The organism is Chryseobacterium sp. IT-36CA2 (assembly GCF_949767875.1).
Lineage (GTDB): Bacteria > Bacteroidota > Bacteroidia > Flavobacteriales > Weeksellaceae > Chryseobacterium.
On the sequence record NZ_CATKPG010000021.1, the window covers coordinates 383,054 to 400,326 of the forward strand.

Consider the following 17,273-nt stretch of genomic DNA (forward strand, 5'->3'; position numbering starts at 1 on the left):
AATATTCTTTTCATCATATTAAAGAAAGAAGCACTGCATCATTATTTAGAACCTGCTTTATAGGTTAAAACCCAGCTTTACCTAATGCATAAGCCATGATATTATGCAAGAATCTCTCTTGTTGTGTGTCAATCACAGTACCTGCCACTGAGGTATCTCTGAAAGCCCCTTCATCCCAGAAGAAAATAGCTTTCCCTTGATTTCCGGCAACAAATATTTGTGGAGCAGCTCCATTAGCCGCCAAAAGCGTATATCCTGCAGGCAATTGAGCAGTCGTGACAGCACCATATGATCCCTGACCTGTTATGGTAACATTTGTTGTATTACCAAATATTCCATTGTTAATCGCATTGGTATTGGTTGTTGCAGTTGCCACACCAGCACCTACAGCACCTGTACCTCCGAATGCATTAAACAGACTCGTTCCTGTACCAGAATCAAAAAGAATGATTGCAACTCCTCCTCCATCTACAAATCCTTTGATTTTAGCAGCGTCAGCAGCCGTCATATTGGCGAATCCTGTACTTATAACATCATAGTTACTTAATAAGTTTGCTACTGTAAGCCCAGATAAAGTAGATGTGATATTCGTAAAAGTAAATCCATTAAAATTCCCCGAATATGTTCCGGAAACTCCATAGTTAGCAGCATTGTTTAGCTGGGAATTGTACACAGCTTGTTCGGCACTTCCTATTGCATAGCCTGTCCAGTATGCAAAACGAACAGTTTTTCTAACAGGTACAGAGTTTGAACAGCTTAAATTTAACTTAGCCCACGACCCTGTTAAAGTTCCGGATGCGGATGGTGTTCCGCTTAAGTTGTAAGTAATTACTTGTGATTGCCCTGCGTTAAGAGTAGCCGATGCAGGGGTTACAGAAGCAACAGTTACTCCGGTTACACCACTTAAAGTAAGGTCACTGGCCTGAAAGCCAATCGTAGCTGTGGAAAAGGAGTTATTGGTAAGCGTTACAGAAAATGTGGCTCCAGATAATGCTACACCACCCGTATAAGTACCCTGAAATCCGCTTTGAGTACAGTCCGCTGCTATAGTAGGAGTAGTAGAACAAGCATCACATAAACAGTTTGACCATGCTGTGCCGTTAAATACTTTTACACATTTCATACTGCTATCATAAATAATTGTTCCTTCTGCTACATTTCCTCCCTGAGGGTTTATAATATTTCCGGTAGAAGCATTGGTAGGCAGTACCAAGCCCATATTATAGGTGGTTGGTTTATTAATATCTAATGCACCTCTGGGTGCTGTTGTTCCGATTCCGACTTGGCCATTTGCTACTTGAAATAGCATCACTAATAAAATTAATAAATACTTGTTTTTCATAATATATGTTTTAAATTAATTATATTTTTTGCGTTTTTTTAAACTTGAATATTGTTATATTAGAAGTACTTCACTTCCTTTTCATGATTTTTAAATTTGATAGGAATTGTAAAAGCTTAAACCTTAAAAAACATAATGAAAGGTGGTGGCCTGGAATAATGAGCCAGCACTTCCTCTTTTACAGGAGAAGATGAACGGGCTGAAAATATGATGATCGCTTCTTTAGTAAAAGAGTATGCAGACACATATAAATCTTCATATGCGATCTGAAATTTTTGGATAACGGGATTATTATTTAATACGGCAAATCCCAAATAACCTTCGGACAACGCAAAGAATGTACGACTGCTTTCTGAGGAACTTATAAAAGAAGTAGCAGGAGTTTTTTTCTCAGATTTATAAAGTTGTACTTTTTGATCTTTTGGCTTTACATCCGCTTTTCTTTTTTCCGGTCTGCAGGCAATTGCCTTTTCTCTATTAAATGTTGAATTTCCAAAATGTTCTACACCATATATATGGATATCTTTTGCAATATAAATTTCAGCTTTTCCCGTACTGATTTTTGCTTCTGGACTAGTTGAATCTTTAATTTCACTGGAAAAATCATCTGTTGTATAAAAAATAACACCATTCTGTATATTTACCTCCGGATTATTTTTATTAAAAGTTTGAGAGAATAAAAACACCGAAATGAACTGCAGAAAAAAGCCAATAGACATACCGCATCTACGGTATGCTATTGGAAACAAACTTTTTTTCACCAGGATGTTTTTCATCATATCATTAAATAATAGTCCTCTTTAGACTATTATTTAACCCATTGATTTACAAATCAATAATTTTACAATGAAGAATTAACATCAATATAGACCTTTTGTTGTATTTTTTCAATACATAAATATCAAATCAACGAAATAAAATACTTACAACAAACTAGAAAACAGGTTTTTAAATTATTGGCTTTTTCAAAAAAAAGTTTATATTTGCATTGAAAAAGTAGTCTAAAGAGGACTACTTTTTTTGTTTTAATTTAGCCTGTAATAATCGTTAAACAGGGCAGAATGACATTTCAATTTTTCTTATCTAAAAACAGTGGTTTACAGAAAAACATCCACCTGAAAATTACTGACAATCAAAAAAACAAAATTTACAATTTTCGCACAGATCTTTGCATTTCCGAAGAAAACTGGGATAAAGAAAAACAACGTCCTATCAATATTTATTTGAAAAAATATAAAATCCTTAACGCAAAACTGGATCGCATAAAAAAGAAAGTAACAAGATATATTGATCATCAAGAAGCAGATCACAAAAAAGTTCTCAGACGTGAAATATCATGTAAAATAAAAAAGATATGTAACGGAATGAAAGAACCATTGCAGGAAAGTACACTCCTATATTATATGGAATGGTATATTGACAGCAAAAAGGATCTCATCTGCCACTCCACTTATAAAAGGTATAAAGTTTTCTTTCGTCTCCTGGAACGTTTTGAAGGCTTTTTATGCAAATCAGTTCATATAGAGGATATGGACTCGGATTTTATAAAGGATTTTATGATTTTTGGAAAACAAGAGGAATATAGTGAAAATACCATCTACCGTACGATCCACTTTATTAAAACCATTTTAAATTTTGTAGAAAGAAAAGGAATCAGAACTTGTGTAAGAGAGCTTGAACTTCGCAGAGAAAAACAAAAGAAAGAAGTAATAACCCTTACAGAAAAAGAAATAATCAAAATACAGAAAACAGATGTTCCGGAAGAACTGCAAGCTGCAAAAGACTGGCTGCTCATCAGCTGCTATACCGGTCAGCGCTTTTCCGATTTTATGCGTTTCAGTATACAGCAAGTACAAATTATAGAAGGAAAAACCTGCCTTTCTTTTTCTCAGCAGAAAACAAAAAAAGAAATTTTTCTTCCCTTACACCCCAAAGTATTGCATATTATTGAACGAAACAAGAATTGTTTTCCAAAAATAATGGACATCCAGCATTATAACAGATCCATCAAAGAAATTGCAAAACTGGCTCATCTGAATGAATCTTTAAAATCCCGGAAAAGAATCGGCTACAGAAGCAGAGAAGTACAAACCGAAAAATGGGAAGCCCTCTCGAGCCACATAGGACGAAGGAGCTTCGCAACCAACTTCTATGGAAAAATCCCAACACCACTGCTGATGGAAGCTACAGGACACAGTAGCGAACAAATGTTTCTACGATACATTAATCCTGTAAATAAAGACCGTATTTTATCTCTGAGTAATTATTTTGATACCATTGATGAAGGGAGAATGGCCTTTCAATTCTAATCTTTCTGATCATTATCAAGGTTTATTAGTTTTTCAAACACAAAAAAAACCTCAAATGTAAAATACATTTGAGGCTCATATTATAATGATCAAATTACAATTATTTTTTAGCAGAAGCTTCTTTCTTTCCACTTCTTAAAATCTTTTCAAGGATTCTTAAAGTAATCAGATACGTTGGTTTTACTCCTGTAAGACCAAGTCCCCCTGAGGACAGCGTACTTCCTGTTTCCAGCGGATTATCTGATGCATAATAAGCATACATTACAAACAGATCCGGTGAAATGTGGTGTCTGATCTTAGAAGCTACCTGAATGGCCTTCTGATAATGTGCTCCTTCCATTTCAAGACCAATTGCCTTCCATGAAGTATTCATAAAATACGATAGGATATCTTTATTCTGAAGTGAGGTTCCTAAAACCGTAATCATTGGCCCTTCAAACGCTTTCAATTCATCATCTTTGAAATCTTCCAGTTTTAAAGCATTTTCAAAGGGATAATTATCTGCAGTACCTTCAAAGATGTGAGAAGTAGGAATCATAATATCCCCTTTTTCTCCCGTAAGAATACCTGCTTTACCCATAATGGAAACAGATTTCACATGCATCATGTAAACCTCTCCTTTATGTTCAAAAGGTCTAAGCAACTCATCCATCACTTCAAAAGCCTGTTCTCCAAATGCATAGTCAAAGACCATCACAACATCATCTCCTCCAAACTTACAGTCTGCAAAAGGTGTATTCTTCAGGTCTGTTTTGCTGAGGTCTATGATTTGTACATCTATATTACTTCCGCTTTTGTCAGCGATATGGATCATACCTTCATCCAAAGCATATTTTGAAACTTTATCACGAAGTTCTTTTTTGTTCGAAATTTCTTCGTACAATTTATAATCAATCTCATGATGCTGTTTCTTTTTAAGGGCATTATTGGCATACAGCATATTTTTCACCGAGTGCATGTTCGCAGAAATAATATGTAACGGACGCATGTGAAGATTGTTTTCAAATAAAACCTCTTTCACTTTGTTAGCCCATTTTTCGCCAAAATAATGGTGACCTACTCTTTCTTTTAATATAGAACTGAAATGAATTTCTCTTTCTCTGCTTCCTTTTGCATCATCAAGGCTTACTTTCCCTAAATTGTAAATGATTTTGAATAAACGGTCAGGATTATGGTCATCACCAAAAGTATTGTAAGCTCTCAACGTTTCATCAAAAGATCTTCCTATTAAAGAAGAAAGATGAATAAGCGCCACTTCTTTTTCTTTTCTGCTGAATTTCTTTTCACCTTTCACCACTTCTTCAATAATTTTAAAAGCACGTGTTGGTTTCCAGTTTTCGTCCTGAATGAATGCCAGGTTACGGATTTTATCAGCTTCTATAAACAGGAAGGTAAGGTGGGTAAGAATGTCATAAATTTCGGAACGGCCCAAAAGAACCTCAATATTCATCTGGTGTTCGTCTATTCTATAACAGTTTCTTCTTCTTTTCTTGGGAACAATAGGTTCGAAACTTCCTTTATCAAACCCTTCATCAGATGTAAGATGAATAAAAGCACATTCCTCAATCCCTTCCGGAAGCCTGTCTAAAACATACATCAAACCGTCAAGTTCCAATTTGCTTGGAATATTCATGGTTCCATAAATTTCCGGATTGATCGTCTTCAACAAACTTCTGATACTCTCTCCTGAAACTCCGCCCGGCTTGAAAAATCCTCTATAAAATAAGTGTCTCATAGAGATGTATAGTCTTTCAATAGCCTCTGTTGTTTCTCTTGCTCTAGAATTTGTCATAAAATAAATTTCACACAAATATACAAAATCTTTACCCATTTTATTTTAACTGTCTTTTAATAAGTAGCTTAATCTCGTAGAATTATTGTAAATTGTACTCCATATCGTATAATTATATTTACACCCTTACAAAACAGGCTCAAAATCTCACATTTTAGATTACAAATCACAAAACACCCCTGTTAAAAAACCCCAAACAATTGTTTAAATTACATAAATTTTCATAACACCCCTAAAATTTTTAGGGTTAAAATGATTTCGATTCATTTTTTTTGTAAATTTGCCCTGTAAAAAATCAACCCAATTATGTCAACCTTAAGATTCAAAGCATTAGAAACCCTTCCATTTAAGGATTTCAGAAAAGACAACTCTGTTGAGATTCCTGCGAAACTATCAGAGCTATTCTGTAAAAATGTTTTCTCAGAAGAAACAATGAGAGAATATTTAACGAAAGAAGCATTCAACTCTATTATGGATGCGATTAAAAAAGGGACTAAGATCCAGAGACATATTGCAGATCAGGTAGCTGTAGCAATGAAGGACTGGGCAATGAGCAAAGGTGTAACGCACTACACTCACTGGTTTCAGCCTTTAACAGGTACTACTGCAGAAAAGCATGATTCTTTCTTTACACCAATTGAAGGAGGAAGAGCGATCGAAAGATTCAGCGGAAACATGCTTATCCAACAGGAGCCTGACGCATCATCTTTCCCTAATGGTGGTATCAGAAATACTTTTGAAGCAAGAGGTTATACGGCTTGGGATCCTACATCTCCGGCATTCATTATGGGAACTACACTATGTATTCCTTCTATCTTCATCTCATATACAGGTGAAACACTGGATTATAAAGCTCCTCTTTTAAGAGCTTTGAGTGCTGTAGATGAAGCTGCAACAAATGTAATGCAGTATTTTGACAAAAACGTAACGAAGGTAACTCCTACTTTGGGTTGGGAGCAGGAATATTTCCTTGTAGATTCAGCATTATATCAATCACGTCCGGACCTTGTATTAACAGGTAAGACATTATTAGGACATTCTCCGGCAAAAGGACAGCAGTTGGATGACCACTATTTCGGTTCTATCCCTACCAGAGTAATGAACTTCATGAAAGAGTTGGAAATCGAATGTATGAAATTGGGAATTCCTGCAACAACAAGACATAATGAAGTTGCACCAAACCAGTTCGAACTTGCTCCAATGTTTGAAGAAGTGAACGTTGCTGTAGACCACAACTCTTTGTTGATGGACATCATGGCAAGAGTAGCTCACAAACACCACTTCCACATTCTTTTCCACGAAAAACCATTCGCAGGAGTAAACGGAAGCGGAAAACACAATAACTGGTCTTTAGCAACAGATACTGGAGAAAACCTTTTAAGCCCAGGAAAGAATCCTAAGAAAAACTTACAGTTCTTAACATTCTTTGTTAACACGATTAAAGCGGTTCACGAATATGCAGACCTTTTAAGAGCAAGTATTGCTTCTGCAAGCAACGACCACAGACTTGGTGCTAACGAAGCTCCACCAGCAATTATCTCCGTATTCATCGGAAGCCAGTTGTTCAGCGTATTGGAAGAACTTGAAAAAGTAACGAACGGAAAATTATCTCCGGAAGAGAAAACAGAATTAAAATTAAATGTAGTTGGAAAGATTCCTGAAATTTTATTAGATAATACTGATAGAAACAGAACTTCTCCATTTGCATTTACAGGAAATAAATTTGAAATCAGAGCGGTAGGTTCTTCTGCAAACTGTGCAGAGTCTATGACTGTAATGAACACTATCGCGGCAAAACAGCTTAATGATTTCAAGAAAGAAGTGGATGCTTTAATTGAAACTGGTCTTAAGAAGGACGAGGCGATCTTTAATGTATTGAGAGAATACATCAAGCAGTGTAAAAACATCATGTTTGAAGGTGACGGATATTCTGATGACTGGGCGAAAGAAGCTAAGAAAAGAGGATTGAACAACCTTAAAACAACTCCTGAAGCGTTGAAACAGGAAATGGACAAGAAATTCTTAGATCTATATGAAGAGATGGGAATTTTCAACCACAGAGAAGTTGAAGCAAGAAACGAAATTAAATTAGAGAAATACTCTACGGTTATTGATATCGAATCAAGAGTGTTAGGTGATATCGCAAGAAACCACATCATCCCTTCTGCGTTAAATTATCAGAACAGATTAATTGAAAACGTAAAAGGTCTTAAAGAAATCTTTGGTGATAAAGAATTCAAATCTTTAGCAAAAGAACAAATGAGTTTAATTACAAGCATCTCTGAAAATGTTTCTAAAATTAAACTTGGTGTTGAAGATCTTCTGAAAGCCAGAGAAACTGCAAAAAATACATCAGACAGCCAAAAACAGGCAGAAAGCTATTGTAATAAAGTAAAACCATTATTCGACCCAATCAGAGAAGCTTCTGATGCATTGGAAATGATGGTAGACGATGAGCTTTGGCCGATGACAAAATACAGAGAAATGTTGTTTACAAAATAACGTCCTGTAAAGTTCCATATTAGTTTAAATCCCCAGTTTTATGGGGATTTTTTTGTTTTATTAACACCCCTAAAAATTAGAGTTTTAAATCTCGAAACCTGATCTACAGAAGAAAACAGGATGAGTTTGTTAAAGAATCTTAATAAAAAAAACCGCACACTTACCAAAAATAGGCTGTTGCGGTTTATTTTTCTTTAACATATGTAAATAATATGTTAAAATGTGTTAAAGTAAGATCCTGACAATTATCATATCAGGGGTCTTTTGCTCGGAATCTCTACTTTTGTAATGCTTTTGAAAATAAATATTCCTTTTTAACACGGATAATCAAATATATATGAAGAAAAGAGTTTTGTTTTATTTAGTTGCTTTAGTTACTACAGTATCAATGCAATCGTGTGCTACAAATTATGTAGTTTCAAAACCAGCAACTTACACAAAAGAATACAAAACAGATGCCAAACTAGCTTCTATAGATAGCAAAAAAATGGAGCAGGATAAGCAAAAACTTATCGACTCTTTCCTGGCTGAAAAGGCTGCATCTATCGCTAGTGCTAAAAAAGCAGTTAAGAATTCTGAGATTGCGAAAGTAATCAAACATAATAAAACCATTGACGGTATCCTTGAAGAAGCTGAAACATACCTTGGGACTCCTTACAGATATGGAGGGACAACCAGAAACGGTATAGATTGTTCAGCTTTTGTTCTTTCCGTATTCGGAGCAGCAGCTGGTCTTAGCTTACCAAGAGTAGCAGCATCTCAGTCTCAGGAAGGTGAAAGAATTGAAAAAGGAGACTTACAGAAAGGAGATTTGATTTTCTTTTCTCATGGAAGAAGAATTTCTCACGTAGGTATTGTAGAAAGTGTTTCTGAAGAGGGTGAGATTAAGTTTATCCACGCAGCAACATCAAAAGGAGTAATGATTTCTTCACTGAATGATTCTTATTGGGGACCTAAATTCAGATTCGCAAAAAGAGTGATCAACGAAGAAGGAGAGGCTTACAATAACTTAGCAGCCGCTGCTCTTCCTACACCCGCAAATTTTTAATTTTATAAATAATTGATTTAAATAATGAAGCCATCAGAATTCTGATGGCTTTTTTATGTGTGCTATTTGGATTAAGTTTCGGCTGAAGCCAATGGAATATATTTAAAGAAAAAGCGGGTTAAAACCCGCTTCTATTAATTCAATACCTGTATTTTTTATGTGATCGTTATATTGCCAGAGAAATCAGCTGTTTTTGTCAATTTCAATATCCAGCTTATACAAGAGTCCATAGATTTCAGAAAGGGAGAATTTAGCTTTTTTAAGCCTGTTTAAAGCCGGATCTATTGAATAGCTAACCGAAGTTCTGAAATCTGCCTTTTCAAGGTTGGTATTATCGAAAACAGCGCCTGACAGATCACAGTTGATAAAGACTGCATTTGATAAATCGCATTCAGCAAAATCCACTTCAATTAATTTAGAATCCTTGAAAACCGTTTTCTTAATGGAGGTCTGATAAAAAACTGAGTTATTTAAAGCACTTCCTTCAAATCTGAAAGATAATCCGAACGGATTACAATCTGTAAACTGTAGACCAAACATTTTGCATTCTTTGAAAACTACATCGTGAAAAGCAGTCTTAACAAGCTTTGCCATGCTGAGGTTGCATTCAATAAATTCGCAATCCGTAAAGGTGAAACCAGACAGATTTCCGTATTCAAAATTACAGTTTCTGAAAATGCAGTTTTCATACTCGCTTTTTTCTGAAGAATGTTGTGTGAAATCTATGTTTTCATAACTCCTGTCTACAATGTAAATCGTACTCATAATGATGACAAAAAAAGGGGCGTGATTATTATTAATTTTTAATTTTTTGGGTGAAAACTTCACCATCCTTTAAAGTAACTTTAATAATAAAAACACCTGCAGCGCTCATTTCAAAATAATACTTAGTAGCATTAACATCAATATTATTTATCTGTCTTCCCGAAATATCAAGAATTTCTATTTTACTAATTTCTTTTATTTTTGATACCGCTGAAAATCCATTACCTTCTTTAAATATTGAAATATTTGTAATCTTTTTATTAACTTCTTTTGTGTTCAGAAATGTAGTGCCATATTTTGCCAGATTAATTTTTCCTGTGGCATCTTTGTAAGGAAAATAAAGATCATTTCCATAGACAACAAATTTATTATCAATCACACCTTCTCCATTATCAGGATTAGGAAGAATCGTCAAGGCCTGTCCATCATACATTGCTAGATAATTGATGGTATTGATTTTATATGTAAAGAACAATTTTCCATTAAATTCAATTAGTTTTCCCCCAATTCCTTTATCAGACACTGATGGATTGGGAACTAAAGAAATGTTAGTCCCTGCATATTTACCAAGTTGAATTTTGTTACTCGTATTCTTATAACCAAAATATAAATCCCCATTAAAAGGAGTAACATTTGTACTTGGTCCCAAATCGCTGCTTGTTAGGTTATTTATTTTTTGAAAATTAGCACCTTCGAAAATAGTTAATTGCCTATATAACAAACCATTATCATAGGTTATACCATAAATTTTTGAATTAAAAGTAACAAGCCTTTCTCTATTTAAAACTTTGGACTGCGTAACGGGAAGTAAAGAAAGGGCACTTGTTGAAGGGCTATAGATTCCTAGGCCATATCCTACTCCTATGCTATTATAATAAAAATTTAAATCAGATCCTGAGCTGATTACACCACCTAAATATTCCTTGGAACTATTCGTTAAAGAGGTGAAATCTGTACCATTAAATTTAATTAATTGATTAAAAATACCGTCAATATATCCAAGATAAAGTTGATTATTATTAGAAACAGCCCAATTTCCTAATTTCACCTCACCTGAAACATTACTTCCGAAGTTTTTTATCATTGTCAGATTTTGTCCATCAAAAACATATAAAAAAGCTAACCATTTAATACCCGTAAAATAGGATCCACGTAAAAATAATTTCCCCCCACTTATTACCGGTTCATCATCATCTCCATTATCTCCAATATTAATGGATGGTTGAGATATTGGCTTTAAAAATGCATTTTGTGAACTACCGTCATAAGTAATTATATAATCATTATTTATAGCACTTCCATTTTTATAATTATAACAGAGTTTATTGTCATAAATCACCATATTTCCGGCTAATGTTCCATTCATTGAAACATTGTTGTATGAAGGATTTGGGATATCGGTGATTATTTGCCCATCAAACTTTTTTAATTTATAATTTTTTCCTAAAAATAAAGAATTGCTATAAACAATACCATTTTGATTATAGTCCTCAGTATTAGGCACAATCACGACTGATTGCCCAAATAGACTCAAAGACAAGATTAAGTTAAAGGATAAGAGTATTTTTTTCATGGTTAAATAATTTCGTCCAAATATACGTATTTCATTTCCTTATAAGCCTAAAAACCGATAGGGTTCAAAATTATTATATAAACAGAATGCTCAATTCATATTCATTAAACATGATAAGAATTCTTTTCTCAAATTATTATTCTTTGAGAAAAATATAAAAGCGCTTCCTGCTGATTAACAGATTGTATTAATTTTAGTTTATGAAATCAAGATCGAATGACGATAAGCTTACACCAAACTATTCTTATCCGAATAATTAAGTTTAAAAAAGATAAAAGTCATCATCGAGAAGGCCAATAAAGAACTTCCTCCATAACTGAAATATGGAAGCGGAATCCCAACGGTCGGGAAAAGCCCCATAACCATCCCTAAATTGATCGAAAAGTGCATAAGCAGAATCGACGCAAAGCAATACCCGAATACGCGGTTAAAAGTAGATTTCTGTTGTTCTGCCAGATAATATATCCTTCCGATATAAATCATGTAACACAGGATAAGAACTGCACTTCCAATAAAGCCCCATTCTTCTCCTACAGTACAAAAGATATAATCCGTTTCCTGTTCAGGAACGAATTTCCCCTGGGTAACTGATCCCTCACGGTAACCCTTCCCCCAGATCCCACCGGAACCGATAGCTGTTTTGGAATATAATAAGTTGTAACCGGAAGTATCTCGGAATGCCTTTTCACCTTTATAAAGAACTTCAATTCTTTCTCTTTGGTGTTTAGGAAGTTTTTCTAGAATATAAGGAGATCCGAAAGCCAGTCCGCACAGCAAAAGAATAGATCCTGAAATCCCTGAAATAGAAATTACATCCCAGGACATTCTATGATAGTTCATGGCAATCAGAACACCGGCAATGACTAAAACAGCTACTGCCACATAAACAGGAGGAATCGCCAACGAAATAAGGAAGACTCCGGCAAAAATAAAACCAACAGTAAATAAAAGACCACTCAGTCCTTCTCTATATAATGCAATGAAGAATGCAATAAATACAAGCATAGAACCTACATCCGGAATAGCAAGAACTACTGCTGCCGGAATACCAATAATGGCTAAGGTAGTCCATAAAGATTTTTTATTTTTAAGATTAAAATCGGGTCCGGAAACATAATTAGCCAGCATGAGTGCCGTACCAATCTTTGCAAATTCTACGGGCTGCATGGTGAAACTTCCGAATTTATACCAGTTCTTCTGCCCAAGGATTTCTTTACCAAACGGGAAAAGACCTATCAGCAACAAAACACCGCCAATATAAATAATACCCGCCATATTCTCAAAGAACTTACTTCTGCTAAAGAAGATGATCAATCCTACAAATAACGAGATACAGAAAAATACTAATTGTTTTTCACCCAGTTTCTGGTCAACACTGTAGATATTTGCAATCGCAAAAATGCAAAGCAGGAAATACAGCCCAAGGCCCAGTTTATCTATTCCTTCAGTCCATTTCATTGCTTCACAGGTTTTTTAGCAGTGTTATTCTTTTTAGTTTCCTCTTCTATCTTCTTTTGCAGCTTCGCTTTTTGTTGCTTCACCAGCTCCAGACTATCCTTTATTCTTTTTTGTTTAACTGAATCGGGTTTAGGATCAATATATAATCCTTTGCGTTTTAAATCTGCCACCCATTGCCTTTTATATTCCGGCATGAAACTCGAGGTGATCATTTTTTTATAAAGATTTTCTCTTTTTAAATCACCAGTAATATATTTTTCAGCAATTACTGTACAAGCCGGTCCTGCCCATGTAGCCCCGAATCCGGCATGCTCCATAACTGCAACAACAACAATTTTGGGTTTATCAGCAGGAGCAATCAATACAAAGATAGAATTATCCTTCCCTTGTGGAACCTGCGCTGTTCCTGTTTTCGCTAATTGTGTAAAATCATTGGATTTCAAACCTCTTGCTGTTCCTCTCAAAACCACGGCTTCCATACCTTTCAGAACTGGTTCAAAATGTTTTGGATCAACTAAAGTCTGATGTTTAACTTTAAATCTTTGATCAGGATTTGGTTTTCCATCAATTGCTTTTACAATATGAGGGGTATAATACCATCCTCTGTTAGCAATAGCAGCCACATAATTGGCAAGCTGAATAGGCGTTACCAAAACATCTCCCTGTCCCATCCCATTATAAATAGCACCGGTTGACATTTCATCCCAGTTTTTAAAATCAGTTCTTTGAGAACCGCTTGCTTTCATGATGGCTTTAAATCTTTTTTCGTAAAAATCTCCTGAAGGGATTCTTCCTTTGGCTCCCACAGCAAAATCATTATTCAAAAATTCTCCAACTCCAAAACTGCTCATGATTTTCTTCCATTCATCAACACCTTTTGAAGGATTTCCAGGGTATTTTTTAATGATTGCAATAAATGCATACGTAAAGAAACAGTTACTGGAAACCTGAATGGAAGGAATAAGCGGATCTGCTCCACCATGGCCTTTAATTCTTTTCCCTTTATAGAAGAACCCGCCTCCACAAGGGAAAATCGTCTTTTCATCCATTACTCCCATTTGCATTGCTGCCAGGGCTGTTAACAATTTAAAAGTTGATCCCGGAGGATATCCCGCCTGTAAAGAACGGTCGAAAGTGGGTTTATTTTCGTAAAGTGTATCTTTTGAAAGGGCGTATAAATTTTTTGATTTATAAGGTCCGGTGAAAAGATTCGGATCAATATCCGGTCCGGTTGCCGCTACCAATACTTCCCCATTATTAGGATCTATTGCTACAATTGCACCGTGTTTATTTACCATCATCTCTTCCGCAGTTCTCTGAAGATCATAATCAATGGTTAAAGTAATATCCTTACCCGTAATCACATCTTTATCCAAAGATCCGTTTTTATAGGAACCAATGTTTCGGAGTCTGATATCTTTTTGGATATACTTCACTCCTTTTATTCCACGAAGCTCTTTTTCATAAGACTTTTCAACACCTGTTTTTCCGATGAAATCTCCCGGTAAATAGTAGGCTGAGTCTTTTTTTATTTCACGCTCATTTACTTCGCTGGTATACCCAAGAAGGTTACCGGAAGTAGAAACTTCATATTGACGCTGAGGTCTTTGAACGATATTAAATGCCGGATATTTAAAAATAATTTCCTGTACTCTAGCGATGTCTTCTCTGCTTAAATCTTTCAGGAAGGTCATGGGAGTAAGTTTGGAATAATATTTTTCTTTTTTAATAACCTCAATTCTTTTGATAAAATCTGCCTTGGAGATCTTCATCAGGGTACAAAATCCGAGTGTATCAAAATCAGGTCTCATTAAACCTTGTGTAAAAGAGACTTCATAAGCAGGTTGGTTCCCTACCATGATTTTACCGTTCCTGTCGAAAATAACTCCACGCTGTGGAATAATGTATTCTGTTTTGATGGAGGTATTGGCTGCATTTAATGCATAACGGTCTGTAAATAATTGCAAATAAGCAAGCCTCGCCACAAAAATAAGGGCGATGGTAACGAGGATGGAAAAAATTTTTAAATAACGTGTGTTCAAACTTTTTGTTTGATTTTAAATATTAATGCGTAGATGACTATAAAGATAAATGAAATTACACTTGTTACCAACACATTAAATAATATTTCAAAAAACCTGCTAAACTTAAAGAATTCGATATACTGTACTAAAAGCTGATGCAGGAAAATACTTGAAAATAAAAACAGCAAAAACTGCGCCCATTGAAGAGACTGAAAAGAGAAAAAGTCCGTAGACGTATCTGTGGAAGTCCTGAAGATCAACGTTCTGAAATAAGCAATCAACGTTGTCGCAAACGCATTAATCCCCCATGAATAGAGGAAACCGTCAATAGAAAGTCCTATTAAAAAGCTCAATGCCAGGAACTGAAATTTATTTCTAAAAAATGGATAGAACATGACAAATACAGGATATAATACCGGAGTATATTTCCCGAAAAGTGTAATCCTGTTCAATACAAATATCTGTAATGCAACAAGAAAAATCATGATCAATATATCGGTAAATAAAGTCCTGCTAATCATTTTCTTTTTTTATTACAGCCTGCATAGTGTCCTGAATCTTCTGCACTTCTGCTTTCTTAAGATTCTTCACTACATACACTTTATTCAACGCTCCCATTTTTTCACTCAGCTCTACGGAGATATCCCAGAAGCCGGTTTTATTATCTACAGAATATCCGGCAATAGTACCAATGGTAACGCCTTTAGGGAAGATGGCGGATTTACCGTCGGTAACAACCGAATCCCCTACTTTCAGCGCAACATATTTTGGAATATCCGCAAGGTGCATCACTCTGGAGTTATCTCCATTCCATGTTAAAGTACCGAAATATCCTGAGTTTTTGAGTGCTGCATTAATTCTGATCTTGTTTACACTTAAGACCGACTGAACCAATGCATAACTGTCTGTAGAATTAATTACAATTCCCGCAATACCTCTTGGCGCCATTACCCCCATTTGAGGAAAGACGCCATCTCTACGGCCACGGTTGATTGTAAAATAGTTATTTCTTCTGTTGATGCTATTGAAAACAATTTCTCCATCAACAAAAGTATAGATCTGCCCACCACCAATAGTATCATGAACTCTTTTGAAAACAGGAGTTTTCGCTCCGTCTTTTCCGTAGAGTTCAGTCATAAGGGCTTTATTCTGAACTACAAGATCTTCGTTGATCTGTTTTAGCTTCAGATAAGAAACTCCTTCATCAATATATCCGGAAACCCAGGAATTGAAAGCAGCCGTTTGTCCTGCTATCCAGGATTTCTGCATGGCATTTCTGGAGAATATCAAAACCAGAGCAATAATTTGCAGGAATATAAAGAAGACGAAAAGAGTATTCTTCGAAAATAATCTCAGCAAAAATCCCATTCAGATATAAAGTCGTAAAAAGTTAAAATTATTTAATTAAGAAATTGAATTTATCCATATTCTTAAGAGCAATACCTGTTCCACGAACTACAGCTCTCAACGGATCTTCAGCCACAAACACAGGAAGACCTGTTTTTTTGTGAATTCTGTCCGCAAGGCCTCTTAATAACGCTCCTCCACCAGCAAGATAAATACCCGTTTTGTAGATATCAGCTGCCAATTCCGGTGGTGTAAGAGATAATGTTTCCATTACAGCATCTTCGATTCTGATGATCGATTTGTCTAATGCACGTGCAATCTCTTTGTATCCAACCATAATTTCTTTTGGTTTCCCTGTAATAAGGTCTCTACCTTGTACCGGGATATCCTCGATATCCACATCAAGATCTTCTACTGCAGAACCTACTTCAATTTTGATTCTTTCAGCTGTTCTTTCCCCGATATAAAGGTTATGGTGAGTTCTTAAGTAATAAGCAATGTCATTGGTAAATACGTCTCCTGCAATCTTTACAGATTTATCACATACAATACCTCCTAAAGCTACCACAGCAATTTCCGTAGTACCACCACCTATGTCGATGATCATGTTTCCTTCAGGTTTCTGTACATCTATCCCTACCCCTATTGCAGCAGCCATTGGTTCGTAAATTAATCTTACTTCTTTTGCGTTTACCTTCTGAGCAGAATCTCTTACCGCTCTTTTTTCAACTTCAGTAATACCAGAAGGGATACAGATTACGATTCGTAATGCCGGTTGAATGAATTTACCTTTGATTCCAGGAATTTTTTTGATGAATTCCTTGATCATGTGTTCAGAAGCGTGGAAATCAGCAATAACCCCATCTTTCAAAGGACGGATCGTCTTGATATCCTCGTGAGTTTTACCCTGCATATGCTTGGCTTGCTCTCCGACGGCAATCGGCTTACCCGATGAACGTTCAATTGCAACAATTGAAGGTTGATCAATAACAATTTTATTATTATGGATGATTAGGGTATTAGCAGTTCCAAGGTCTATCGCAATTTCTTGCGTAAACATATCAAATAAACTCATATTTTTCTTCTGATTTTAAGTTTACAAAGATATAAATT

13 protein-coding genes are annotated in these 17,273 nt (G+C 35.4%); 3 read left to right on the forward strand and 10 right to left on the reverse strand.

What is annotated here, in order from left to right; translation table 11 throughout:
• Positions 1-64: 64 nt before the first annotated feature.
• A complete protein-coding gene (locus ACM6F9_RS13215) occupies positions 65-1,342 on the reverse strand; it encodes a hypothetical protein (RefSeq protein ID WP_414846146.1) in 1,278 nt (425 codons plus the stop codon).
• A 116-nt stretch (positions 1,343-1,458) separates the two neighbouring features.
• On the reverse strand, positions 1,459-2,103 hold the full coding sequence (locus ACM6F9_RS13220) for a hypothetical protein (protein WP_414846147.1): 645 nt from the start codon (positions 2,101-2,103) through the stop codon (positions 1,459-1,461).
• A gap of 300 nt (positions 2,104-2,403) precedes the next feature.
• Between ACM6F9_RS13220 and ACM6F9_RS13225 the strand changes: the two genes are divergently transcribed.
• Positions 2,404-3,651, forward strand: a complete 1,248-nt coding sequence (locus ACM6F9_RS13225) for a phage integrase SAM-like domain-containing protein (protein WP_414846148.1) — start codon at positions 2,404-2,406, stop codon at positions 3,649-3,651.
• 100 nt (positions 3,652-3,751) lie between these two features.
• Here the strand turns inward: ACM6F9_RS13225 and ACM6F9_RS13230 are convergent, their stop codons facing one another.
• Positions 3,752-5,443, reverse strand: a complete 1,692-nt coding sequence (locus ACM6F9_RS13230; protein WP_414846149.1) for a DUF6909 family protein — start codon at positions 5,441-5,443, stop codon at positions 3,752-3,754.
• A 306-nt stretch (positions 5,444-5,749) separates the two neighbouring features.
• Between ACM6F9_RS13230 and ACM6F9_RS13235 the strand changes: the two genes are divergently transcribed.
• Together ACM6F9_RS13235 and ACM6F9_RS13240 are read left to right on the forward strand one after the other, a co-directional pair.
• Complete coding sequence (locus ACM6F9_RS13235; protein ID WP_414846150.1) at positions 5,750-7,945, forward strand: glutamine synthetase III; 2,196 nt, start codon at positions 5,750-5,752, stop codon at positions 7,943-7,945.
• A 337-nt stretch (positions 7,946-8,282) separates the two neighbouring features.
• Positions 8,283-8,993: a C40 family peptidase gene (locus ACM6F9_RS13240; protein WP_414846151.1), complete on the forward strand. Its 711-nt coding sequence runs from the start codon at positions 8,283-8,285 to the stop codon at positions 8,991-8,993.
• Between the two features lie 183 nt (positions 8,994-9,176).
• Here the strand turns inward: ACM6F9_RS13240 and ACM6F9_RS13245 are convergent, their stop codons facing one another.
• The 7 genes from ACM6F9_RS13245 to ACM6F9_RS13275 all read right to left on the reverse strand — a co-directional run bounded on the left by ACM6F9_RS13245 (position 9,177) and on the right by ACM6F9_RS13275 (position 17,235).
• Positions 9,177-9,758, reverse strand: a complete 582-nt coding sequence (locus tag ACM6F9_RS13245; protein ID WP_414846152.1) for a pentapeptide repeat-containing protein — start codon at positions 9,756-9,758, stop codon at positions 9,177-9,179.
• A 31-nt stretch (positions 9,759-9,789) separates the two neighbouring features.
• Positions 9,790-11,331, reverse strand: coding sequence for a hypothetical protein (locus ACM6F9_RS13250; RefSeq protein ID WP_414846153.1), 1,542 nt, complete (start codon positions 11,329-11,331; stop codon positions 9,790-9,792).
• 228 nt (positions 11,332-11,559) lie between these two features.
• Positions 11,560-12,789 carry a rod shape-determining protein RodA gene (rodA, locus tag ACM6F9_RS13255; protein ID WP_414846154.1) on the reverse strand — a complete coding sequence of 410 codons (1,230 nt, stop codon included), beginning with the start codon at positions 12,787-12,789 and terminating at the stop codon, positions 11,560-11,562.
• On the reverse strand, positions 12,786-14,831 hold the full coding sequence (locus ACM6F9_RS13260; RefSeq protein ID WP_414846155.1) for a peptidoglycan D,D-transpeptidase FtsI family protein: 2,046 nt from the start codon (positions 14,829-14,831) through the stop codon (positions 12,786-12,788). The genes rodA and ACM6F9_RS13260 overlap by 4 nt, the downstream gene beginning before the upstream one ends.
• The gene (locus tag ACM6F9_RS13265) at positions 14,828-15,334 is read right to left on the reverse strand and encodes a hypothetical protein (protein WP_002982456.1); all 507 of its coding nucleotides are present in this window, start codon (positions 15,332-15,334) and stop codon (positions 14,828-14,830) included. The genes ACM6F9_RS13260 and ACM6F9_RS13265 overlap by 4 nt, the downstream gene beginning before the upstream one ends.
• Positions 15,327-16,181, reverse strand: coding sequence for a rod shape-determining protein MreC (gene mreC / locus ACM6F9_RS13270; RefSeq protein ID WP_105700453.1), 855 nt, complete (start codon positions 16,179-16,181; stop codon positions 15,327-15,329). Before mreC ends, ACM6F9_RS13265 begins: the two co-directional genes overlap by 8 nt.
• Positions 16,182-16,209: 28 nt before the next feature.
• Positions 16,210-17,235: a rod shape-determining protein gene (locus ACM6F9_RS13275; protein ID WP_002982450.1), complete on the reverse strand. Its 1,026-nt coding sequence runs from the start codon at positions 17,233-17,235 to the stop codon at positions 16,210-16,212.
• Between the last annotated feature and the right edge of the window lie 38 nt (positions 17,236-17,273).